The 21,837-nt window shown below is 68.1% G+C and carries 21 protein-coding genes; 7 read left to right on the forward strand and 14 right to left on the reverse strand.

Translation table 11 applies throughout. The features are described from left to right. Window positions 1–35: 35 nt before the first annotated feature. The 8 genes from O9255_RS07750 to O9255_RS07785 all read right to left on the reverse strand — a co-directional run bounded on the left by O9255_RS07750 (window position 36) and on the right by O9255_RS07785 (window position 8,731). The gene (locus O9255_RS07750; RefSeq protein ID WP_297866282.1) at window positions 36–332 is read right to left on the reverse strand and encodes an integration host factor subunit beta; all 297 of its coding nucleotides are present in this window, start codon (window positions 330–332) and stop codon (window positions 36–38) included. A gap of 68 nt (window positions 333–400) precedes the next feature. After that, window positions 401–2,086 (reverse strand): 30S ribosomal protein S1, encoded by a 1,686-nt coding sequence (gene rpsA, locus O9255_RS07755; RefSeq protein ID WP_297866283.1) that lies wholly within the window; start codon window positions 2,084–2,086, stop codon window positions 401–403. A 163-nt stretch (window positions 2,087–2,249) separates the two neighbouring features. Continuing rightward, complete coding sequence (gene cmk, locus O9255_RS07760) at window positions 2,250–2,978, reverse strand: (d)CMP kinase (RefSeq protein WP_297866284.1); 729 nt, start codon at window positions 2,976–2,978, stop codon at window positions 2,250–2,252. Between the two features lie 13 nt (window positions 2,979–2,991). Continuing rightward, window positions 2,992–4,350, reverse strand: a complete 1,359-nt coding sequence (gene aroA, locus O9255_RS07765) for a 3-phosphoshikimate 1-carboxyvinyltransferase (protein ID WP_297866285.1) — start codon at window positions 4,348–4,350, stop codon at window positions 2,992–2,994. After that, complete coding sequence (hisC, locus tag O9255_RS07770) at window positions 4,347–5,549, reverse strand: histidinol-phosphate transaminase (RefSeq protein ID WP_297866286.1); 1,203 nt, start codon at window positions 5,547–5,549, stop codon at window positions 4,347–4,349. The genes aroA and hisC overlap by 4 nt, the downstream gene beginning before the upstream one ends. Beyond that, window positions 5,549–6,667 (reverse strand): prephenate dehydratase, encoded by a 1,119-nt coding sequence (gene pheA / locus O9255_RS07775; RefSeq protein WP_297866287.1) that lies wholly within the window; start codon window positions 6,665–6,667, stop codon window positions 5,549–5,551. The genes hisC and pheA overlap by 1 nt, the downstream gene beginning before the upstream one ends. Window positions 6,668–6,670: 3 nt before the next feature. Beyond that, the gene (gene serC / locus O9255_RS07780; RefSeq protein ID WP_297866288.1) at window positions 6,671–7,756 is read right to left on the reverse strand and encodes a 3-phosphoserine/phosphohydroxythreonine transaminase; all 1,086 of its coding nucleotides are present in this window, start codon (window positions 7,754–7,756) and stop codon (window positions 6,671–6,673) included. 120 nt (window positions 7,757–7,876) lie between these two features. Continuing rightward, entirely contained in the window at window positions 7,877–8,731 is an 855-nt protein-coding gene (locus O9255_RS07785; protein WP_297866289.1) for an FHA domain-containing protein, read from the reverse strand. 91 nt (window positions 8,732–8,822) lie between these two features. On the opposite strand from O9255_RS07785, the gene O9255_RS07790 reads away from it, so the two are divergent. Continuing rightward, window positions 8,823–9,098: a polyhydroxyalkanoic acid system family protein gene (locus O9255_RS07790; RefSeq protein WP_297866290.1), complete on the forward strand. Its 276-nt coding sequence runs from the start codon at window positions 8,823–8,825 to the stop codon at window positions 9,096–9,098. 22 nt (window positions 9,099–9,120) lie between these two features. On the opposite strand, the gene O9255_RS07795 is transcribed toward O9255_RS07790, so the two are convergent. After that, window positions 9,121–9,840, reverse strand: coding sequence for a hypothetical protein (locus tag O9255_RS07795; RefSeq protein WP_297866291.1), 720 nt, complete (start codon window positions 9,838–9,840; stop codon window positions 9,121–9,123). A 113-nt stretch (window positions 9,841–9,953) separates the two neighbouring features. On the opposite strand from O9255_RS07795, the gene O9255_RS07800 reads away from it, so the two are divergent. The 3 genes from O9255_RS07800 to O9255_RS07810 all read left to right on the forward strand — a co-directional run bounded on the left by O9255_RS07800 (window position 9,954) and on the right by O9255_RS07810 (window position 13,072). Beyond that, complete coding sequence (locus O9255_RS07800; RefSeq protein WP_297866292.1) at window positions 9,954–11,231, forward strand: patatin-like phospholipase family protein; 1,278 nt, start codon at window positions 9,954–9,956, stop codon at window positions 11,229–11,231. Between the two features lie 81 nt (window positions 11,232–11,312). Continuing rightward, window positions 11,313–11,924: a phasin family protein gene (locus O9255_RS07805; protein WP_297866293.1), complete on the forward strand. Its 612-nt coding sequence runs from the start codon at window positions 11,313–11,315 to the stop codon at window positions 11,922–11,924. 155 nt (window positions 11,925–12,079) lie between these two features. Then, window positions 12,080–13,072 carry a hypothetical protein gene (locus O9255_RS07810; RefSeq protein ID WP_297866294.1) on the forward strand — a complete coding sequence of 331 codons (993 nt, stop codon included), beginning with the start codon at window positions 12,080–12,082 and terminating at the stop codon, window positions 13,070–13,072. A 76-nt stretch (window positions 13,073–13,148) separates the two neighbouring features. On the opposite strand, the gene O9255_RS07815 is transcribed toward O9255_RS07810, so the two are convergent. Beyond that, entirely contained in the window at window positions 13,149–15,137 is a 1,989-nt protein-coding gene (locus O9255_RS07815; protein ID WP_297866295.1) for an SDR family oxidoreductase, read from the reverse strand. Between the two features lie 162 nt (window positions 15,138–15,299). Here O9255_RS07815 and O9255_RS07820 point away from each other — a divergent pair, with 162 nt between their 5' ends. Both O9255_RS07820 and O9255_RS07825 read left to right on the forward strand, forming a co-directional pair. Next, complete coding sequence (locus O9255_RS07820; protein ID WP_297866296.1) at window positions 15,300–15,557, forward strand: acyl-CoA-binding protein; 258 nt, start codon at window positions 15,300–15,302, stop codon at window positions 15,555–15,557. 22 nt (window positions 15,558–15,579) lie between these two features. Beyond that, entirely contained in the window at window positions 15,580–16,206 is a 627-nt protein-coding gene (locus O9255_RS07825; protein ID WP_297866297.1) for a TetR/AcrR family transcriptional regulator, read from the forward strand. Window positions 16,207–16,210: 4 nt separating this feature from the next. Here the strand turns inward: O9255_RS07825 and O9255_RS07830 are convergent, their stop codons facing one another. Further along, window positions 16,211–16,672, reverse strand: coding sequence for a hypothetical protein (locus tag O9255_RS07830; protein ID WP_297866298.1), 462 nt, complete (start codon window positions 16,670–16,672; stop codon window positions 16,211–16,213). A 127-nt stretch (window positions 16,673–16,799) separates the two neighbouring features. Here O9255_RS07830 and O9255_RS07835 point away from each other — a divergent pair, with 127 nt between their 5' ends. After that, window positions 16,800–17,660 (forward strand): hypothetical protein, encoded by an 861-nt coding sequence (locus tag O9255_RS07835; RefSeq protein WP_297866299.1) that lies wholly within the window; start codon window positions 16,800–16,802, stop codon window positions 17,658–17,660. 3 nt (window positions 17,661–17,663) lie between these two features. Here the strand turns inward: O9255_RS07835 and O9255_RS07840 are convergent, their stop codons facing one another. Genes O9255_RS07840 through O9255_RS07850 form a run of 3 tightly spaced genes read right to left on the reverse strand, consistent with a single transcriptional unit; the run spans window position 17,664 to window position 21,836 of the window. Continuing rightward, the gene (locus O9255_RS07840; protein WP_297866300.1) at window positions 17,664–18,980 is read right to left on the reverse strand and encodes a hypothetical protein; all 1,317 of its coding nucleotides are present in this window, start codon (window positions 18,978–18,980) and stop codon (window positions 17,664–17,666) included. 31 nt (window positions 18,981–19,011) lie between these two features. After that, window positions 19,012–20,571: a lipid II flippase MurJ gene (locus tag O9255_RS07845; protein ID WP_297866301.1), complete on the reverse strand. Its 1,560-nt coding sequence runs from the start codon at window positions 20,569–20,571 to the stop codon at window positions 19,012–19,014. Beyond that, a complete protein-coding gene (locus O9255_RS07850; RefSeq protein ID WP_297866302.1) occupies window positions 20,568–21,836 on the reverse strand; it encodes an O-antigen ligase family protein in 1,269 nt (422 codons plus the stop codon). The genes O9255_RS07845 and O9255_RS07850 overlap by 4 nt, the downstream gene beginning before the upstream one ends. Window position 21,837 lies beyond the last annotated feature (1 nt).

Raw genomic sequence — 21,837 nt, forward strand, 5'->3', positions numbered from 1 at the left:
ACGCCGTTGCGGAGGATCGCGGGATTATCGACGGATCAGGGCGATTCGGGAACCACGGGGTTCACGCGCTCGCGAAGTTCCTTGCCCGGCTTGAAGTGCGGGACGTACTTGCCCGGCAGCTCGACGCTCTCGCCGGTCTTCGGGTTGCGGCCCAGCCGCGGCGGGCGGAAATGCAGGGAGAAACTGCCGAACCCGCGCACTTCGATGCGCTGCCCGGTCGTGAGCGAGTCGCTCATCATCTCGAGCAGGGACTTGACCGCCAGCTCGACGTCTTCGGGCTTCAGATGGGGCTGGCGGAGCGCCAACGCCTCGATCAGTTCGGACTTGGTCATCGATCCCTTCGACGGCCGCATTCAGGGGCAGCGGCCCGGGCGAACCCGGGCCGCCGTTGTCGCTTCGATTACTCGCGGTTGCCCAGCTGCTCGCGCAGCAGCGCGCCCAGCTTGGTGGTGCCGCTGGAGGCTTCCGCCGCCGACTTGTTGTACTCGGCGAGCGTCTCCTGCACCTCGGCCTCGTCCTTGGCGCGGATCGAGAGCTGCAGCACGCGGCTCTTGCGGTCCGTACCGACGATCTTGGCTTCGATGCTGTCGCCGACCTTCAGGTGCTGGCTGGCGTCTTCCACGCGCTCCTTGGCGATGTCCGAGGCGCGGATGTAGCCCTCGACGCCATCACCCAGATCGACCGTGGCGCCACGGGCGTCCACTTCCTTGACGGTGCCGTTCACGATCGCACCCTTCTGGCGCTGGGCCACGAAGGAACCGAACGGGTCCTGCTCCATCTGCTTGATGCCCAGCGAGATGCGCTCGCGCTCCGGGTCCACGGCGAGGACGACGGCCTCGACGGTGTCGCCCTTCTTGAAGTTGCGGACGATGTCTTCGCCGGTGGTGTTCCAGCTGATGTCCGACAGGTGGACGAGGCCGTCGATGCCGCCTTCCAGGCCGATGAAGATGCCGAAGTCGGTGATCGACTTGACCTGGCCCGAGACCTTGTCGTTCTTCTTGTTCATCGCCGCGAACGCTTCCCACGGGTTCGGCGTGCACTGCTTCATGCCGAGCGAGATGCGGCGACGCTCCGCGTCGACGTCCAGGATCATGACCTGGGTCTCGTCGCCCAGCTGGACGACCTTCGACGGGTTGACGTTCTTGTTGGTCCAGTCCATCTCCGACACGTGGACGAGGCCTTCGACGCCCGGCTCGATCTCGACGAACGCGCCGTAATCAGTGACGTTCGAGACCTTGCCGAACACGCGGGCGCCGTTCGGGTAGCGGCGGGCGATGTTGTCCCACGGATCTTCGCCGAGCTGCTTGAGGCCGAGCGAGACGCGGTTGCGCTCGCGGTCGAACTTCAGCACGCGGACCTGGAGCTCGTCGCCGACGTTGACGACTTCCGACGGGTGGCGGACGCGCTTCCACGCCATGTCCGTGATGTGCAGCAGGCCGTCGATGCCGCCGAGGTCCACGAACGCGCCGTAGTCGGTGAGGTTCTTGACGACGCCGGTGACGATCGCGCCTTCCTGCAGGCGCTCGAGCAGCTGCTCGCGCTCTTCCGAGTGCTCCGACTCGACGACGGCGCGGCGCGACACGACCACGTTGTTGCGCTTGCGGTCGAGCTTGATGATCTTGAACTCGAGTTCCTTGCCCTCGAGGTAGACCGGGTCGCGGACCGGACGGACGTCGACCAGCGAGCCCGGCAGGAACGCGCGGACGTCGCGGATGTCGACGGTGAAGCCGCCCTTGACCTTGCCGCTGATGCGGCCGGTGACGGTCTCGGCTTTTTCCATCGCCTCTTCGAGCTCGTCCCACACCATGGCGCGCTTGGCCTTCTCGCGCGACAGCACGGTTTCGCCGAAGCCGTTCTCGAGCGAGTCCAGCGCCACCTTGACGGTGTCGCCGACGCTGACTTCCAGCTCGCCGGCTTCGTTACGGAACTGTTCGATCGGGACGATGCCCTCGGACTTCAGGCCGGCGTTCACGACGACGACGTCGTTGCGGATCTCGACGACGACGCCCGACACGATGGCGCCCGGCTTCAGCTTGTTGAGCGCGGTCTGGCTCTGTTCGAACAGTTCGGCAAATGATTCAGTCATTGGAGTTTCTCTGGTTGGACATCAGGCTTTCGTCCGCATTCCTGCGCGACGCGCCCACCTGCAATGCATCTTGCGATGCGTGGGAAAACCGGCGTGCGGGATGCGCGCCGGAGCGGTTCTTCGGTACGTGGTCCCGGCGGACGATGCGCGCCGTCGTGGGCCCTCAGGGCCGTCGCATCGATTCGGGAACGAGCGCCAGGACGTGCTGGACCACCTCGCCGATCGACCGACCGGTGGAATCCAGGAAAAGCGCATCGGATGCGGGTTTCAGGGGCGCCACCGCACGGCTGGCATCGCGTTCGTCGCGAGCCGAGATTTCGTGCAGAAGACTGTCGAAATTAACAGAAACTCCCTTTTCCTTCAACTGCTTATGCCGCCGATGGGCGCGCTCTTCGGCGCTGGCGGTCAGGAAGACCTTGAAGGGGGCGTCCGGGAAGATGACCGTCCCCATGTCGCGACCATCGGCCACAAGACCCGGATCGGCGCGGAAACTGCACTGAAGATCGGTCAACGTGCTGCGAACAGGCGGGTGAGCAGCGATCGCGGAGGCCGCGGCACCGGCGGTTTCCATGCGCAGCTGGTGGGTTGCGTCCTTGCCGTTCACCCAGACCTTGGGCTCGCCCTCACCGTCGCCATCGAAGCGGATAACGGTCCGCGATGCGCAAGCGGCCACGGCTTCGGCGTCCGAGAGGTCGATCTGCTCCCAGGCGGCGGCCAGGCCAACCGCGCGATAGAGCGCGCCGGAATCGAGGTAATGCCAGCCGAGCGCATGGGCAACCATGCGGCTGACGGTGCCCTTGCCCGAACCCGACGGCCCGTCGATGGTGAGGACGGGCGCGGGAGCGCCGGCGGCGGTGGCCGGATCGCGGCCGCGGGAGGTCGAAGGACTCATGCGGGGCGGCAGTCTACGCGAGTCGCAGCCCGAACCCGACCCCGCGCGCCAGCGCATCGAAGCCCGGGAAGGAGGTCGCGACGTTCGCGACATCATCGATGACGACGTCGCCCTCGGTGCACTGGGCCGCAATAGCCAGGCTCATCGCGATGCGGTGGTCGCCTCGGCTGTCGGCCCGACCGCCGCGGAGTCGCCCGGATCGCGACTCGCTGGGCGTGGCAGCGGCATTCGCAGTGAAGCCGCTGCCGGTGATCACGGAACCGTCAGGCGTCTCGTCAATGACCGCGCCGAGGGCACGAAGGCCTGCGGCCATCACTGCGATGCGATCGGACTCCTTCACCCGAAGCTCGGCCGCGCCGCTGACGACGGTCGTGCCTTCGGCGAGCGCAGCGGCCGTGAACAGGGCCGGGAACTCGTCGATCATGTCGGGAACCAGCGCTTCCGGGATGGCCGCACCACGAAGGCGGGCGGCCCGGACCTCGATGTCGGCGACCGGCTCGCCACCCTGCTCGCCCGCTGCACGAACCACCAGATCCGCCCCCATCAGGCGCAGCGCCTCGAGGAGCCCCGTGCGTCGCGGATTCACCCCCACCCGCTCAAGTACCAGGTGCGAGCCGGGAATGACACTGGCGGCCACCAGGAAGAACGCGGCGGAACTGAAGTCAGCCGGGACATCGACCGACGTGGCCCTCAAGGTCCGACCAGGGCGCAAGGTGGCGATGCCCGGTGCGAAATCGATGTCGGCCCCGAAGGCGGAGAGCATCCGCTCGGTGTAGTCGCGGGTCGGGTGCGGCTCGCGGACCGTGGTCGGGCCCTCGGCGTAAAGGCCGGAGAGAAGGATCGCGGACTTCACCTGCGCGCTGGCGACAGGGCATTCATAATCAATGCCTTGCAACACATTCTTCGCGCGAATTCGCAGCGGCGGCAGGCCGCCTTCGCTGTCGATCCGCGCGCCCATCCGCGCCAAAGGTTCGATGACCCGGCGCATCGGCCGCTTGCTCAGGGAGGCGTCGCCGACCAGCGTGCTCTCGAAGGCCTGCCCGGCCAGCAGGCCGGCCAGCAGGCGCATGCCGGTACCCGCGTTGCCGCAGTCCAGGGGCCCCTCGGCGGCCCGGAGGCCGTGCAGCCCGACGCCATGGACGATGCGCTCCCCCTTGGCCAGCACCTCGATCCGCACGCCGAGGCGCTGCAGGATCGCGGCCGTTGCGATCGTGTCCTCGCCTTCGAGGAAGCCGGTGACGCGGGTGGTGCCCTCTGCCAGCGCGCCAAGCATCACCGAGCGGTGCGAGACCGACTTGTCCCCGGGGACGCGGAGCCGCCCGGTCAGCGGACGGCCCGCGGCAGCGATCCACGTCGCGCTGCCGCCGCTCATGCGGAAGCCCCGACGCCAGGCGCCGACAGTCCGGCTTCGGCCATCACGGCATCAAGCGCCTTCAAGAGCCGGGCGTTCTGCTCGACCTTGCCCACCGTAATACGAAGGCACTGCGGCAGGCCGTAGCCCCGCATGGGCCGGACCACGATGTCGCGTGCGAGCAGGCCTCGGTCGATGGCGACGGCGGTCTCCGGCGTGCCGAAGTCGACCAGCAGGAAGTTGGTCTGCGACGGGTGGACGAACCAACCACGCGCCTTCAACTCGATGGCCAAGGCCTCGCGGTTGCCGGCCGTCTCGTGCAGCACGGTGGCGATGTGCGCCTCGTCCTTCAACGCCGCGGCCGCGGCCGCAAGGCCGGGGCTGTTGACGTTGAAGCTCTCCCGGACGCGCTCCATGACGGCCACGACGCCGGGGTCGGCCACCAGCACACCAACGCGCAGCGCGGCGAGACCGTGCAGCTTCGAGAAGGTGCGCGTCACCAATAGATTCGGATACTTAAGAAGTAAACTTAAAGCGGATTCGCATCCAGGCTGGTCAAGGAACTCCCCGTAAGCCTCGTCGAGCACCACCAGCGTGTCCGGGCCGGCCGCCTGCAGCAGGCGTTCGATCTGGGCCGACGTGAGCCATGTGCCGGTCGGGTTGTTCGGGTTGGCCAGCATCACCAGGCCGTGGGCTGGCGTCAGGGCGGCGATCATCGCGTCGATGTCGTGGCCGCGCGGCTGGGTCGAGTGGTCCTTGGGCAGGGCCTCGACCACATCGAGACGGGCGTTGGCGGCTTGCGCGGCCAGCGGGTAGACGGCGAAGCAGTAGCGCGAGACCAGTACCGGGCGCTCCGGTCCGGCGAAGACCTGCGCCACCTGCATCAGCAGCTCATGGGTGCCGTTGCCGAGCAGCAGCTGCTCGCGCGGAACCCCGAAGGCCTCCGCCAGCGCGTGCTTGAGCACGCCGCCGCGCGGGTCCGGGTAGAGCTCGAGCGTATCGAGCTCGGAGCGCAGTGCGGCCATGGCCAGCAGACTGGCGCCCCAGGCGCTCTCGTTGCCGCCGAGTTCGAGCAACCCGTGCTCACCGGCCTTGTTCCGCAGGGCCACGATGTCATGGCCGGGGTCATAGCTGGCGAGGCCTCGGATGCCCGGGCTGGCCAGCGCGCTGAAGTCGCGGGCCGGCGCAGGGGCGCCGGCGTCCGTCGGGACGCCCGCCATCAGAGCACCGCCACCGGGTAGCTGCCCAGGATCTTCACGGTCGAAGCGAACGCCCCGAGCTGCTGCAGTGCTGCCTGCATCTCCGGCTGGTCCACGTGGCCCGAGACGTCGATGAAGAAGGCGTACTCCCAGCGCCGGGTGTGCGCCGGGCGGGACTCGATGCGGTTCAGCGACAGGCCGACGTCGGCGAAGGGCTTGAGGATGCCGAACAGCGCGCCCGGCTGGTCGTTGACGAAAACCAGCAGCGAGGTGCGGTCATGGCCACAAGTCGGGAGCAGTTCGCGGCCGAGCACGAGGAAGCGCGTGGTGTTGTCGGCGCGGTCGTTGGCCGGGCCAGCGATCGTCTTCAGGCCATACACGTGGCCCGCCGACTCGCCCGCCAGCGCAGCCGCATCATCGGCATTGCGGGCGCGGCGGGCCGCGTCGGCATTGCTCGGCGTCGGTACCAGTTCGGCCTTCGGGAGATTCGCGCGCAGCCACGCCTTGCACTGGGCCAGCGATTGCGGGTGCGCGTAAACGCGCTCGATGTCCTCGATGCGGCCGGTGCGCCCCAGAAGGTACTGGTGGATGCCCAGCTCGACCTCGCCGCAGATCTTCAGCGAGGAGGTCAGGAACATGTCCAGCGTCGACTGGATCGTGCCCTGCCCCGAGTTCTCGACCGGCACCACGCCGAAATCGGCATTGCCGGCGTCGACCTCCTGGAACACTTCCTCGATGCTGGCGAGCGGCAGGCCCTTGGCCGAATGGCCGAAGTGCTTGTGCACGGCCTGCTGCGAAAAAGTGCCTTCCGGGCCGAGGTAGCCGACTTTCAGCGGCTCCTGCTGGGCCAGGCAGGCCGACATGATTTCGCGGAAGAGGCGCACCAGCACCTCGTCCGCCAGCGGCCCCTCGTTGCGGTCGACGACGCGGCGCAACACCTGCGCCTCGCGCTCGGGGCGGTAGTAGTCGACGGCGGCCTTCAGCGGGCCCTTGGCCCGACCGACCTGCTGCGCCCAGCGGGCGCGCTCGGCGATCAGCTGCTGGATGGTCTCGTCGATCCCGTCGATGCGGGCCCGGACCTGGCCGAGGTCGAGCGGCACACCGCCCTCCCCGGCCGTCGTTTGCGGTTCGTCAGCCATGGCTCACCCGTGCCGCTTGGCGAAGTCGCCCATGAAGTCGACCAGGGCGGCCACGGCCTCGTACGGCAGCGCGTTGTAGATCGAGGCGCGCATGCCACCGAGGTCGCGATGGCCCTTCAGCGCCAGCAGGCCGGCAGCCTCCGATTCCTTCAGGAAGGCAGCGTCGAGCGCGGCGTCCTTCAGCATGAAGGGCACATTCATCAGCGAGCGCGCGTCCAGCGCCACCGGGTTGCGGTAGAAGCCGCCGCTGCCGTCGATGGCGGTGTACAGGGCTTCGGCCTTGCGGCGGTTGTTGGCTTCGAAGGTGGCGAGGCCTCCCTGCTCCAGCATCCACTCGAAGACGAGGCCGGCGAGGTACCAGCTGAACGTCGGCGGCGTGTTGAGCATCGAGCCCTGCGCCGCGTGCTCCTTGTAGCTGAGGATCTTCGCGCGCGGCTGGCCGGCCCGCTCCAGCAGGTCCTTGCGGACCACCATCACCACGAGGCCCGAGGGCCCGATGTTTTTCTGAGCGCCGGCGTAGATGACGCCGTACTTCGAAACATCGATCGGGCGCGACAGGATCGACGAGCTGAAATCGGCCACCAGCGGCACGCCGCCGGTGTCGATGGCATCGGCGAACTCGACGCCATGGATCGTCTCGTTGGCCACGAGATGCACGTAGGCGGCCGACGGATCGATCGCATAGCTGCCCGGCGCCGGCAACGTGGTGTACGTCGACGCAGCGGTATCGGCGATGACGCTCACGGCTGCATGGGGCTTGGCCTCGCTGGCGGCCTTCTTGCTCCAGGCGCCGGTGACGAGGTAATCGGCACGCTGGCCGGCGGCGGCCAGGTTCATCGGCAGCAGGGCGAAGTGCGTGGTCGCGCCGCCCTGCAGGAACAGCACGGCGTAGTCGTCGGGGACGCCCATAAGCGCGCGGAGGTCAGCCTCGGCCTTCTCGGCGAGGGCGATGAACGCCTTGCCGCGGTGCGACACTTCCATCACCGAGGCGCGCTCACCACCCCACTCGAGCAGTTCGGCCTGCGCCCGGCGCAGCACCGGCTCCGGAAGGACGGCCGGACCGGCACTGAAATTGAATCCCCGCGACATCACCACACCTCCCATGGACGAAAGAACGACGCTAGCACGCGTCGACATTCCGTCGACAGTAGGCAAGGGAATTAGAGTCGAATCTCGAAATGCCCGTTTGGGCATCAAGCGGCTGCGGGATCAACCCTTCGGCGCGTAGACGAAGAAGGCCGTCAGGGCGGCGGCCAGCGCGGCCGCGGCGGCGACCAAGAGGTACAGGCCGCTGAGGTCGCGTTTCGCCACCGGCGTCGCCGGGGCCGGATGCGGCACGTTGATCGATGGCAAGGAGGTCGGCGTCGAGGTGTCGCGGCGCGCCGGCACCGGTGTATCGCCCGCCTCGCCGCCCTTGCCGAGACCAGGAGCCTCGAGGATGAATCGTTGGTCGCCGAGTTCCAACTGGTCGCCCTGCGCCAGCACCGCGGCCCGGACCGCATGCCCGTTCACCCGCACCACCGCGGTCGGTGACAGCGTGCGGAGCACCGCCACGCCATCCTCGATGTCGATTTGCGCGTGCCGGTCCTGCAGGCCGGCCCCGTCGAGGCGGACATCGCTCCCCGCACCACGCCCCAGCACGCGTGGCGACGCCAGCGGCAGCGAGCGGCCGAACCACGCACCGCTGAGGCCCCGCAATGACGCCCTCGCGACACCGGACGCGAGGCCATCGTCGGGTGCCCGGTGGCGGCTCGGCATCTCGGGGCTTGCGGGTGCCGGCGGCGGCTGGTCCGATTCCACCCGAACCTGCACGCCAGCGAGGCACACGAGGTCGCCGGCGCGGAGGAAGGCGATGCGCTTCACGGGCCGGGCGTTGACGATCACCGTGGCTTCCTGCGGCACGGTCAGCCAGCTGCCGCGCCGGCCGGTCGCGAACACGGCGTGCAAGGGCGAAAGACCCGCGATGGCGACGGTCGTCCCGCCCCCCGCGGCGCTTCCCACGCCGACCTGTCCGTGTTCGAGATTGACCGCGGCATGCTCGCCGTTCGGAAACGTCAGTCGCATTGGGCCTCCTGCGCGGCGAAAGGTAACACAGGCTTCACGGGCTGGCCGGCGCGCCACGGCATGGCACAGAATCGCGGGCCAGGAGGGTCCCATGACCGACATCGACATCCGCCGCAGCCATGCGGTTCCGTTGAAGGAAGCGAAAGCGAAGGTGGAGCGCATCGCCGAACGCATCGCCGAGCGCTTCGACGTGGACTACGGCTGGAAGGGCAACACCCTGCTGTTCACCCGCAGCGGCGTGGAAGGGCAGATCGCGGTGAGCGCGAAAGAGGTGCACGTCATGGTGCGGCTCGGCTTCCTGCTGTTCGCGCTGAAGGGCTCGATCGAGCGCGAGATCGACCGCGTGATCGAAGAGCAGTTCCGCTGAAGCCGGACTTCGCCGCCACCGCCTAGGGGCGGAAGGGATCCGGGTCACCGGCGAACAGGCGGCGGCTGACCTCGCCTTCGCCGCGCGCCACGCGGTCGAGGAAGCGGTCGGCGCCGTCGAGCTTCGCGAAGGCGTCGAAGCCCCGCTCGAGGAAGCCCTGCAATTCCGAGAGCCCGGCGGCCCGCGCCGGCAGCCGCGAGGCGCGAAGCAGGCGATGGACGCCGTGGCGCTGCACGGCCGCGTCGAGACTCCGCCCCACCGACACCACCAGCGCGATCTGCCGACGGCGCAGACGCGGCTGGCCGGCTTCGCGGTAGACCTCGGCGTAACGCACCGCATCCAGCTTCGACAGTCGACGGCGGTCCATGGCCCGCACCATGCGCAGGTCGAGCGCGTGGCTCAGCACATGCAGCTCGATGGCGTCGCGCGCGGCGCGCAGCATGGTTTCCGGCAGCAGGTGGACCATGATCGGCATGATCCGGTCGACGTCGCGGTCGCGGCCACTGAAGTCGCGGTCGGCGTAGAGGTCGCTCAGGAAGAACCGCCCAGCCGCGTGCATCTGCGGGTCCGCCAGAACGTCTGCGAAGCTGCGCTCCAGCCGCTGCGTCTGCCAGGCGCGCAGCACCGCGAGCCGCGGCGAGGTGTTCTCCTTTCGCACGGGCTGGAACGCTTCCGCACGCCAGTGTAGGCGGCGCGCGATGGCGGATTTCAGTCGGGCGCGATGGTGGGCGTCGTCGGTCATGGTGGCGGGCAGCCGTCGGGACACCGATCATGCGGCGGCCGTGACGCAGGCGCCAGAACGGCACCCCGGGTTCGTGGGTAGAATCGGGGAGTTTCTTCACCGTCTGCGAATCGATGCTCGTCGTCCAGCCTGCCCAACCCCGAACGCCCAGCCAGGGCCGCATCGGCCTCGCCATCGCCGGTGGCGGCCCGACCGGGGGGATGTACGAGCTCGGCGCCCTTCGTGCGCTCGACCGTGCCATCGAGGGCCTGGACCTCACGCGACTCGACTGCTACGTCGGCGTGAGTTCCGGCGCCTTCATCGCCGCCGGCCTCGCGAACCGCCTCAGCACCGAGGAGATGTGCCGGATCTTCCTCACCGGCGACGCCGACGTCCACTTCAGGCCGGAGATGTTCCTGAAACCGGCCATCGGCGAGTACCTGCGCCGGGCGGCCAGCGCACCGAGCCTGCTGTTGAACTGGGCCCGTGAGTCGCTCGCCGACCCCGCCAACGCCTCGCTGGGCGAACTGCTGACGCGGATGGGCGGCGTTATCCCGAATGGCCTCTTCGACAACACCGATGTCGAGACCTTCCTGCGCCGCCTGTTCACGACCCAAGGGCGCAGCAACGACTTCCGCGAACTCGACCGCCCGCTCTACGTGGTCGCCGTCGACCTCGACAGCGGCAAAGCCGTGCGCTTCGGTTCGCGCGACTGGGACGACGTTCCGATCTCGCGCGCCGTGCAGGCCAGCGCCGCCCTGCCCGGCCTGTACCCGCCGGTCTGCATCCGCGACCACCACTTCGTGGACGGTGCCCTGCGGCGCACGATGCACGCCTCGGTGGCGCTCGACAAAGGCATCGACCTGCTGCTGGGCGTGAACCCCTTCGTTCCGTTCAACGCCAGCCGCGGCGGCAAGCGTCCCGCCGGCCTCGACCGCCTCGCCGAAGGCGGCCTGCCGGTCGTGCTGTCGCAGACCTTCCGCACCTTGCTGCAGTCGCGCGTGCAGGTCGGGCTCGAGAAGTACGCCCGCCAGTACCCGGACACCGACCAGGTCGTCATGGAGCCGGACGAGGACGATGGCGAGATGTTCTTCACCAGCGTCTTCAGCTACGACAACCGCGTGAAGGTTTGTGAGTACGCCTTCCGCGCCACGCTGAAAGACCTGCGCGAGCGCCGTGAGCAGTTGGGGCCGATGTTCGCCCGCCACGGCTTGCGGTTGCGCGACGAGATCCTCGATGCGCGCCACCTGTCGATCCTGGATGGCGTCGGGCGCCGTCGCCCGCAAACCGAAACCACGGCCCGGCTGCGTCGCTCGCTCGACGACGTCGAGGCCATGCTGCAGCGCGAGGCGGCCCCGGCGAAGCGGGCCACCACGCGGCGGCGCGCCAGTTCGCGCAAGGCGCGTCCCTGAGCGCAGCTCTGGTGTGAATGCTCTAGGCACGCTCCCGAGACTGCGAGCACATCACGCTCACCCAAGGTGCAGGAAAGGCTCATGGCCAAGCTGAAAAAGACGACCCGCAAGTCCCCCTCGGCCGCGGCGTCCAACGCCGACCTCCAAGCCAAGGCCGAGCAGCTCTCCCGCGGCCTTGCCGATTCGGCCCAGCAGATCTGGCTGGCCGGCGTCGGTGCGTTCCAGCGCGCCCAGCACGAAGGCTCGAAGCTGTTCGATGCCCTCGTCAAGGAAGGCTCCACGATCGAAACGGCGACCCGCAAGCTGGCCACCGGCCGCGTCGATGCGGTCCGTGACGCCGTCGAAGAGCGCGTGGGCACCGTCCGCGAGCGCGCCGTCGACACTTGGGACCGCCTCGAGAAGGTGTTCGAAGAGCGCGTGCAGCGCGCCCTGACCCGCCTCGGCGTGCCGAGCCGCGAGGACCTCGTCGAGCTCACCGAGCGCGTCGACCAGCTCACCCGCGCCCTGAAGCAGCGTGGCGCCGCTCCGGCCGCCAAGGCCCCGGCCAAGGCCGCGAAGAAGGCCGCCGCGAAGCCCGCCAAGAAGGCGGCCAAGCCGGTGAAGAAGGCGAGCACCAAGGCCGCCGCCAAGCCGGCCAAGGCCCGCAAGGCCGCGCTCGCGCCGATCGCTGCTCCCGACGCGCCGCAGGGCTGAACCCGGTTTCGCCCGCCGTCCTGGGGACGTAGGCTCCCTCCCCGCACACGGCCCCCGGATCGCGGGCACCCAAATGACACGACGCCCCCGGGCGTCGTGTTTTTTTGTGCCCATCGGCGGGCTACCCTCTGCGCCTGTTCCAACTGCGGGTCCCCATGTCCATCGTCGTTTCGATCCTCATCGCCGTCGCGGTCGCCATCGCGCTCGTGCTCGGCAGCCGGCTCTGGTTCGACCGCGTGCAGAAGCGGGCCCACGCGCAACGCATCGGCATCGAGGCCCTCGACGCCCGCCGCTGGCGGGAAGCCCTCGACCTGCTGGTCCAGGCGCTGGAAAAAGACGGGTACACGCAGGCCGCTGAGGTCACCGGACCGAGCGGGATGCCGCTCGCCGAGCGCCATCTTTCCCGCGGCAACAGCCGGATACTGCTGATCTACAAGCACGGCACCAGCTGCCTCATCGGCCCAGCCGCCTTGCTGGACGCCGAGCGCCGCCGCCAGGAGGCGGAGATGGACGAGGTGATCGTGGCGACCCTCGGCAGCCTCGATGGCGACGCGCTCGCGCAGGCGGCACGGATGAAGGTGGCCTGCCTTGACGGCCCGAGCGTGTGGTCGAAAGTCCGGGACGTCCTCGACACTGCAACGCAGGAGGCCGTGGCCGCGGAGGCCGAGGCCTTGGTCGAGCGTCCGCGTCGCCTGGCCACCATCGGCGCCTCGGTGCTCGGCTTCGGCATCGTCGTGTGGGGCGGCAATCTGGATCCGTCGTCGATCGCCTCGCTCGCCGCACCGGAGTCATCGCCGCCGATCGCGACTCCCGCACCGGCAGCCGCCGCTACCGCGGAGCCGAGCGCCACGCCCCCGGCGGCCACCCCGGCCGCCGACACACCAACTGCCCCGCAAGCCATGGCCGCCGGCAGCGACGAGGAACGGCGTGGCGCGCTGGCCAAGGCCATCACCGCGCTGCCGGAGGTCCAGCGGGCCAGCTGGTCCAGCGGCAGCACCATGATCGTCGCCCTGCGGCCCCGCATCAGCATCGACCGCGGCATGGAAGCGACCTGTTCGCTCACCGCCGCCTATCCGTTCTTGCGGGACGTCCGCCTGCAGATGGAGACTAGTGGCGGGACCGAGGTGCGCTGGCGCCGCTGCGCCTGAGGCGCCAACGCCATCGTTGCCCGGAAAGCTGAAGGCCCGCTTGCGCGGGCCTTCAGCTTTCCGTCTTTCGGAGCGTTTACCAGTGCACGCCGCGCATCAGCGCCGCGAAGGCGATCTGCTCGTTCGAGGGCTTGTCACCCTCGCGCATGCCCTTGATGCCCTTGGCCGCCGCCGAATCCGGGAACAGCTCGTAGGCGGTGTTCATCACGATCTCGTAGGCCTTCGGGGCCACCGAGTTCAGCACCGACGCGAAGATGCCCAAGCGCGTCGCGATGCGGCTGTTGCGGGTGATCACCGCATCGACGATGAGGTCAGCGGCCTCTTCCGGCGTCAGGGTCGGCACCGAATCGTACATCTTGGTCGGCGCGATCATCGGCGTCTTCACCAGCGGCATGTTGATGGTTGTGAAGGCGATGTTCTTGCCCGACAGCTCACCCTGTGCGCAGCGGCTGAACGCGTCCAACGCCGCCTTCGAAGCAACGTAGGCCGAGAAACGCGGCGAATTCGCCAGAACACCGATCGACGAGATGTTGATGATGTGGCCGCCGCGGCGCTCGATCATCGCCGGCAACACGCCCATGATCAGGCGGAGGCTGCCGAAGTAGTTCAGCTGCATCGTCCGCTCGAAATCATGGAAGCGGTCGAAGCTGAGCTCGATCGAACGGCGGATGGAGCGGCCGGCGTTGTTGATCAGGATGTCGACCGGGCCGATCTCGGCATGCACCTTCTGGATCAGTTCGTCGCAGCTGGCGAGGTCGGTGAGGTCGGCGGTGTAGGCGAAGCACTTGCCGCCCTTGGCCTTGATCTCGTCACGGGCCTTGAAGAGCTCCTCCTCGCCGCGGGCCACGATGACGACCTTGCCGCCCGCGTCGGCGATCTTGTGGGCGGCGGCGAGACCGATACCCGAGGAACCGCCGGTGATGAGCACCACTTTGTTCTCGACCTTGCCGCGCAGGGAGCGATCGATGAACAAGTCCGGGTCGAGGTGGCGCTCCCAGAAGTCCCAGAGGCGCCACGCGTAGGTGTCCAGCTTCGGCACGGTGATGCCGCTGCCCTTGAGCGCACGCTCCACTTCGCGGGTGTCGAAGCGCGTCGGGTACGTGATGTAGCCCAGTGCCTCGCGCGGGATCTTCAGGTCCTTCAGGACGGCCTTCGAGAAGCGCTGCACCGGCGGCAGGTTCTTGATGGCGCTGCGGATGTAGCCCGGCACCACGGCGAACATGCGCGCATCGATGCGCATGCTCATTTCCGGCGCGTGGGCGGCGCGGGCAAAGGTGTTCATCACCTCGCCGATGCGCTCCGGATCCGGATCCACCAGGTGGAAGCACTTGCCGTCGAGGCCACGCTTGTGGGCGATGTGGTCCATCGCGTCCACCACGAAATCGACCGGCACGAGGTTGATCTTGCCGCCCTCGATGCCGATGGCCGGCATCCACTGCGGCATCGTCTGCCGCATCTTCTTGATCAGCGAGAACAGGTAGTACGGGCCGTCGATCTTGTCGATCTCGCCCGTCTTGCTGTGGCCGATGACGACGCCTGGACGGTAGATGCGGTACGGCACTGGGCAGGACGTGCGCACCAGCCCTTCCGAATCGTGCTTGGTGCGGAAATACGGGTCGTTCAGGCCTTCGGCCTCGTCGAACATGTCCTCGCGGAACACGCCCGGGTACAGGCCCGCCGCGGCGATCGAACTGGTGTGGTGGAAGCACACGGCCTTGACCGCGCCGGCGAACTCCATCGCGTGCGTGGTGCCCTCGACGTTCGCAATACGCTGCGATTCGGCGTCGGCGGTGAGATCGTAGATCGCCGCCAGGTGGAAGACGTGCTTCACCTTGCCCGTCAGCGCCTTCAGCTGCGCAGCCGTGAGGCCAAGTTTCGCCTTGGCGAGATCACCGACGACGGGGAGCACCCGCTTACGGTCCCAGCCCATCTTCGCGGCGGTCTCGTCGAACTTCTTCTGCGAGCCCTTACGGACGAGAACGTGGATCTGCCCCTTGCGCGCCAGCAGTTTGCTGACCAGGAACCGACCGATGAAGCCGGTGCCGCCGGTCACGAAATACGTCATGTCACCCTCTCCCAGGAACGACCATGGACCAAGTCCCGCAGGCGTGCGGGATGCCCGGTTACGTTGCCAGAGGCGCGCGGAAACGACAAACGGCACGGGTGCGTTGACCGGCCCGGGGGGGCGTGCTATCTCAGCGTTCGCTGTCAGCCCCGGATCGCCGCAATGCCCGACCTCAAGACCCAGTTCGAACAGGCCAAGGACGCCGTGATGGCCCTGGCCGAGCGTCCCGACAACGACACGTTGCTGCGCCTCTACGCCCTCTACAAGCAGGGCTCCGAGGGCGACGTCAACGGCGCGCGGCCCGGCTTCTTCGATTTCGTTGGCAACGCCAAGTACGAGGCCTGGGAGAAGCTCAAGGGCACGAAGCAGGACGACGCGATGAAGAAGTATGTCGACCTCGTGAAGAAGCTGACGGCCTGACGGCCGGCCCGCGACCATCCCGATGGCTCCCCAGACCCGGCAACGGATCCTCGACTGCGCCTTGGCGATGTTCAACGCCCAGGGCGAGCCGAACGTGACCACGAACCACATCGCCGACGAGCTGGAGATCAGCCCGGGCAACCTGTATTACCACTTCCGCAACAAGGACGACATCATCGAGCAGCTGTTCGGGCGCTTCGAGGAGCGCATCGGCGAAGCGATGACCGTCCCGGAAGGCCGCCTGCCGGGCCTGGAGGACATCTGGTTGCAGATGCACCTCGTCTTCGAGTGCATCTGGGACAACCGTTTCCTGTACCGCGACCTTGTCGACATCCTGAGCCGCAACCGCCGGCTGCGGATGCGTTTCGCGCGCATCCTCAAGCGCGCCACGGAAAACGCCAGTTCGGTGATCCGTGGCCTGTCCCAGGCGGGGATCCTGCGCGCCTCGGCGGCGGAGATGGACGCGCTGGCGACCAACATCCTGCTGGTCGCCACCTTCTGGCTGAACTACGGCGCCGCGCGCGGCGACCAGGACGAGGCGAAATCCATCCGCCAGGGCATCGTGCAGATGATGATGCTGATCTCGCCCTTCCTGCGCGATGCCGAGCGTGTCCACCTGAACACGCTCAGCCAGGCTTACCAGGACTGACGCTTCAGGCCCGGCGACGGGCCTTCACCGCCTTCTTAGCGACCGGGCGCTTCACCGCGGCCTTGGCGGCGCGCTTGGCCGGGGCCTTGGCGACGATCTTCGGCAGGCCGACGCGGGTGAGCAGCGGGTTCAGGCGCTTGGCGGCTTCGGCCACGCCCTGGACGCGGGCCGCGTCGATCTGGGCGCCGAGCTTGTCGGCCTCGCGCTTCAGCGGGGCAATGCGCGAACGGGCGGACTTGGCGAGCTTCTTCACTTCGCTGCGCGCGGTGTCGACCGCGGCATCGGCGCCGGCGCGAAGGCGCTGCGGCACTTCCGCGACATCGGACGCGAGGCGCTCGGCCTGGCGACCGGCCAGCACGGCGACGCCGAGGCTGGCGAGGAAGACCGTACGCGGATTGACCGGCGCGGCGACGGCGCGGGGACGCGCGGTGCGACGGGTGCGGGTGCGGGAGGACGAACGTGCCATGGGACCACCGTTGGATTCGCGCCGGAATGGCGTCGGCGCGAGTTTTGGTTCGCGGCGCAGAGCTTTCACACTAGACGCGAGCGAAATATCGCCGCAGTCTGCGCGCTGGATCGAGGAGACCCCAACGATGGCGACGAAGAAGAAGTCCGGCTGGGCCACCCTGCCCGCCAAGGCCCCGAAATTCGACTTCTCGGGCGATGCGCTCAAGAAAGCCTGGAAAGACCTGCATGCCGGCGACGCCGAGCCCTATCCGGACGCGAAGCGCGCCGCGGCACTGCTGAAGGCAGCGGGCAAGGCGGCGCCAAAGGATCTGGACGCCGATGGCGTCGCCACGCAGCTGCAGGACGGCTGGCGGGCGTTCCACGAAGGCCGTTTCGAGGCTGCCCACGAGGCGGGCCGCGCGCTCGGCGTGCTCGGCGCCTCGTTGGCGACGAAGGCGCTGGGCATCCACGCGGCCTACCTCGTCAATGACGATGCCGAACGCCTGCAGCGCTTCGAGTTCGTCACGGCCATCGCCGAGCAGGCCATCGATGCCCTGCCCGGTGAGGCGAACAGCCACTACCGGCGCGCCTTCGGGCTGGGCCGCTACAGTCAGGGCATCAGCATCGTGAAGGCGCTGAAGCAGGGGCTGGCCGGCAAGGTGCGCGAAAGCCTCGACAAGACCTTGGCCATTGAACCGGACCATGCCGAGGCGCGCCTCGCGATGGCCGTGTATCACGCCGAGGTCGTTTCGAAGGTGGGCGGGCTGATCGGCGGCATGACCTACGGCGCGAAGGCGTCGGAAGCCGAAAAACACCTCGCTGCCGCGCTCAAGCTGATGCCGAAGTCGCCGGTGGCGCACCTCGAGCAAGGCAATGTCGCCCTGCTGCTGAATGGTGCCAAGGGCGAGGATGCCGCCGCCGCCGCGTACGAAAAAGCCGCAGGATTGAAGCCGCGCGACGCGATGGAGTGGCTCGACGCGCGGCACGCGGCGAGCCAGATCGAGTAAGCCTCAGGGTGCGGGGCAGCTCAGCGTCTTCGCACGCTGGAACAGGTCCGGCGGCAGCTGGACCATATAGGCGTCAACGTCCTGGTCGCTGGTGCTGCCCCAGTTCGAAGTGAACAGCACGCGGGTGAAATCACGGTTGACGCTTGCATGCGGCTCGGTCCAGTAGCCATTGGCGCGGCTCTGGTGGTGCGCGAGCTGGATGATCGTCGGGCTGGCCCGGAGCTCCACGGCCATGATGCGTTCGTGCAGCCACCGCTCGGGACCGCTGTAGGCATAGGTCGACAGCAGCATCCAGCCCGGCACATTGAAGTTCTTCGCCGACACGTGATACGCCGTTCCACTGCCGTCGAGGTAGGTCCGGAACAGCGCCGTGCGCACCCCCGTATCGAGGTTGACCATGACGAGATCGCCGGCATTGCTCTGGTAGTCGACGAAAACGAAGATGTCCTCGCCGGTCGGGCTCAACCCAAGGTCGGAATGCTCGGACGTTGCGTGCAACTGCCGTGAGCTGGTGAAGGTTCGATTCCAGGCCACCGTGCCGCCCATGCCATTGAGACTGCTCACGACGCAGTGCCGGCCGCTGGCGGACATGCTGATGTGGTCGGGGCGCGCGGTCATCGCACGCGTGCCGACGACCGTCTGCGTCTGCAGGTCGTAGGTGAACACGCCGAGGATGCCGAAATTCGCGTTCTCCGCATGGAAACACCAGTAGCGAGCGTCTGCAGAGGGGCTACCTTCCGATCTCGTCCAGACGCGCGCCACGCCAGCCCAAGGCAGCTTGCCGGTGAAATCGGCCGCCAACGTCGTGACATTGGTATTGACGTCCAGCACGGACATCCGCATGCCGCCATTGGTCGGCAGGTAGTAGAGCCGATTGGGATCGGTGGGATGCCACTGCGGCTCGGCGTCGCCTGCCGGCCCGTTCAGAACGCGAACGTGGGCCAGGCTGTTGGCGTCGTAGAGGTGCCACGCGCCGTCGAAGGCGTAGACGATGAATCGCGAGTTGTCGGCGTTGAAGGCTTGGCGGCGCGAGTAGTCGTTCCGCGCGAAACCGGAGGGCGGCTCCGCGGCATGGTCGGTGGCACGCACCACGCAGGTGCCGAAGAACGGATCACGTTGTGCCACGCCTTTGGCTGGGCGTGGACTGGCCTTGAACGGCGCCATGACTTCGCCAACGACGGGCGAGTAGCTGGCGGAATAGAAATTCAGGCACGGACCGGTCGTCGGCCCCGGGGCCGACTGCGCACCCACCGAGCACGCGCCGAGCAGCGTGGCGAAAGCGAAGAAGGGGCGAAGGAACGAGCGGGCGGAATCGAACATCAGCAACGTGCTCCGATACGGGGGGATGGACTCATGGTGCAGTGCCGCGGCGGAGTCTGCCCCAGATGCCGGCAGCGATCCATTGCAGGTCGGGCTGGCGCAACCGCCACGCGCAGGCAAGACCAGCCACACCAGCGACGAAGGCGATGGCCATCGCTTCGACGGCATGGAAAAGGCGCGTCTCGGGAAGCGTCGGCCACACCAACGGCAGGAGCAGGAGGCCCACGGCCGCCATCGCCGCGGCAACGGCAGCGAGCTTCCCGAGCTCCGGCCACAGCCCTTTGGGCCAGCGCCAGCGCAGCACCCAGAGCGCGGCGAGCAGCGAGAGCAGCGCAGACTGCAGCATGGACACAGACGCCGCCCACGCGACGCCCACGGCGCCACCACTGTCGCCCCAGAGATGGCACAGCCCGAGGTGGGTGGCCACGCCAAGCAGGCCGATGCCGACCTGCAACCACGGGCGCACGGCGGCGTGCAGCACGCGATAGTTGAAGAACGCGGCGGAGCGGAAAATCAGGCCGAGCGCCAGCACCTCGGTGATGTCGGCCGTGAGCGCGGTCTGCGCCGGGGTAAACGCACCGCGCTCGAGCAGCAGGGCCACCAGCGGCTCGGAGAACAGCATCAGCAGGATGGCCGCCGGCAACGTGAGGAAGAGCAGGAAGCGCAAGCCATCGGCGAAGGCCTGCGCGGCTTCGTCGACCTCGCCGCGGGCGAAGTGCCGGCCGAAGGTCGGATAGAACGTGGTGATCACGGCCTGCGCGAACACCTCGACCGGCAGGAACGCGAACATCGCCGCGTACGCCATCGCCGAAATCGCGCCGGCCTCGCCGTGCGAGAGGAAGTACTGGTTGATGAGGCCGGTGAATACCGAACCCACCGATCCGACGAAGAGCGGCAACAGGTGCGCCGCCGGGGCGCGGAAATCCGGATGCCGTAGATCGAGCTTCGGACGGATGCTGCGGCGGAGATCAACCCGGTTGCCCCAGAGGAGAACGCCAGCCTGCAGGACGAACCCGGCGAGCACGCCCAAGGTCAGGGCCATCACCCCGAGATGGGTCGCCAGCATCAGGGCCGACGCAATGATGGTCACGTTGGTCAACACGCCTTCCAGGGCAGGCAGCACGAAGCGCTCGCGCGCATTGCTCAGGGCCGACAGCACGGAGGACAGCGTCAGCAGCGGCACGCAGGGCAGCAGCAGGCGGCTGAGCGACACCGCCTCGGTGCGGGCCTCCGCCGCAAGCCCGGGCGCCAACGCGCCCACCAGCGCATCGGCGAAGACGAACATCACCGCCGACGCGATCACGCTAACGCCCACCACGACGGTGAAGAAGGTGTTCGCCCCCGCCCAGGCCTCGGGGCCCTCGCGACCCTCGAGGTTCGCCATGAACCGCGGCACGAAGGCCACCGTGACTACCGTCGTGAGCAGGGACGGCAGCAGCAGCGGAAGCGAATACGCAACCCAGAACGCATCGAGCGATGCGCTGGCACCGAACAGCGCGGCGACCATCATGGTCTTGCCGATCGCCAGCAACTTGCTGGCGCCATTCAAGGCCGAGAGACCGAGTGCCTTGTGATGGCCGGAGCGACTCACGCACGCACCATCGGATGCGCACGACGCGGCGCGGGGTTCGCAACCGGGGCCGGTGCGCCCGCGGCTCGCAACTGCGACTGCCGCTCCACCAGTGCGGCCAACGCCCAGAAGATGCCCATGACCGTGCCTTCGCTGAACGGGCTGCCGTAGATGTTGCCCAGCGCCATCGCCAGCACGGCGATACGGAATCCATGCGCCAGCGTCAGCGCCTCGTGGTCGCGGGCCTCGCGCACCAGTCGGCTGCCGAGCCGCCATAGCGCGAACACCAGAACAAGCAAGGCGATCAAGCCCTGGAGGCCGGCCTCCGCCAGCGTCAGCACGTAGTAGTTGTGCGCGTCCTTGCCGGGGTAGTTCGAATAGTCGCCGATCAATCCCTTGAAGCGGTTGGCGCCGACGCCGATCGGACTTTCCGACCACATGACCACGGCGCCGCTCCAGATGTCCCAGCGGCTGGCCGTGCTGTCGTCGACCGCTTCCTGCCCGAATTCGTCGACCTGCTGCGTTTCCTGCACGCGTTCGAACGCGCCGGAGGGCAGCATGGGCAAGGCGATGGCGAAGACGATGGCGCAGAACGCGGCCACCACGACGCTGCGGCGAATCGCCATCAGCGCCAGGGCCAACAGCGCAATGAAATAGCTTTGCCGCGAGTAGGTGAACAGGATGGCCGCGGCCAGCACCAGCAGGCCGCCCAAAGCGACCATGCGCCAGAACGGCTGCCCCTTCAGGAAGAACACCGGGGCCGCGAACAAGGGGATGAACATGGCGTAAAACACGCCGGCGCGGTTCGCCGAGCGGTAGTCCGGGCCGAACGGGCCCGCGGCACGCTGGGTTTCCGAATAGCCGCCGATGCCGTAATCGAGCCCTTCGCGCACGGCCTCGAGGCCGGCGACGGCCGCCACGACGAACACCAGCAGGATCAGGCGGCGCGCGGTCTTCAGATCGCGCACCGCGTAGTAGAAAAGGAAGTAGTAGAGCGGATAGAACAGCAGCGTCTTCAGGTAGGTGAGGTCCTCCATCGGCGACTGCGGGCGGGCGAACATCGCCACGAGCGTGGCGATGGCGGCCGCCACGAAATAGATCCGCAGCGGGCCACCAAGGGAGGGCTTGGCCAGCGGGGCTCCTCGGCCTTGGAGCACGAGGGCGGCCAGCGCGGCGCCGAACACCAGGTTGATGACGTTGACCCCCGGGATGCCGAGGTCGATATCGAAGTGGAACTGGTTGACCGTGTAGACGAGCAGCACGGCCAGTAGCAAGCGCAGGATCATG

This window comes from Silanimonas sp. (assembly GCF_027530345.1).
Lineage (GTDB): Bacteria > Pseudomonadota > Gammaproteobacteria > Xanthomonadales > Xanthomonadaceae > Silanimonas.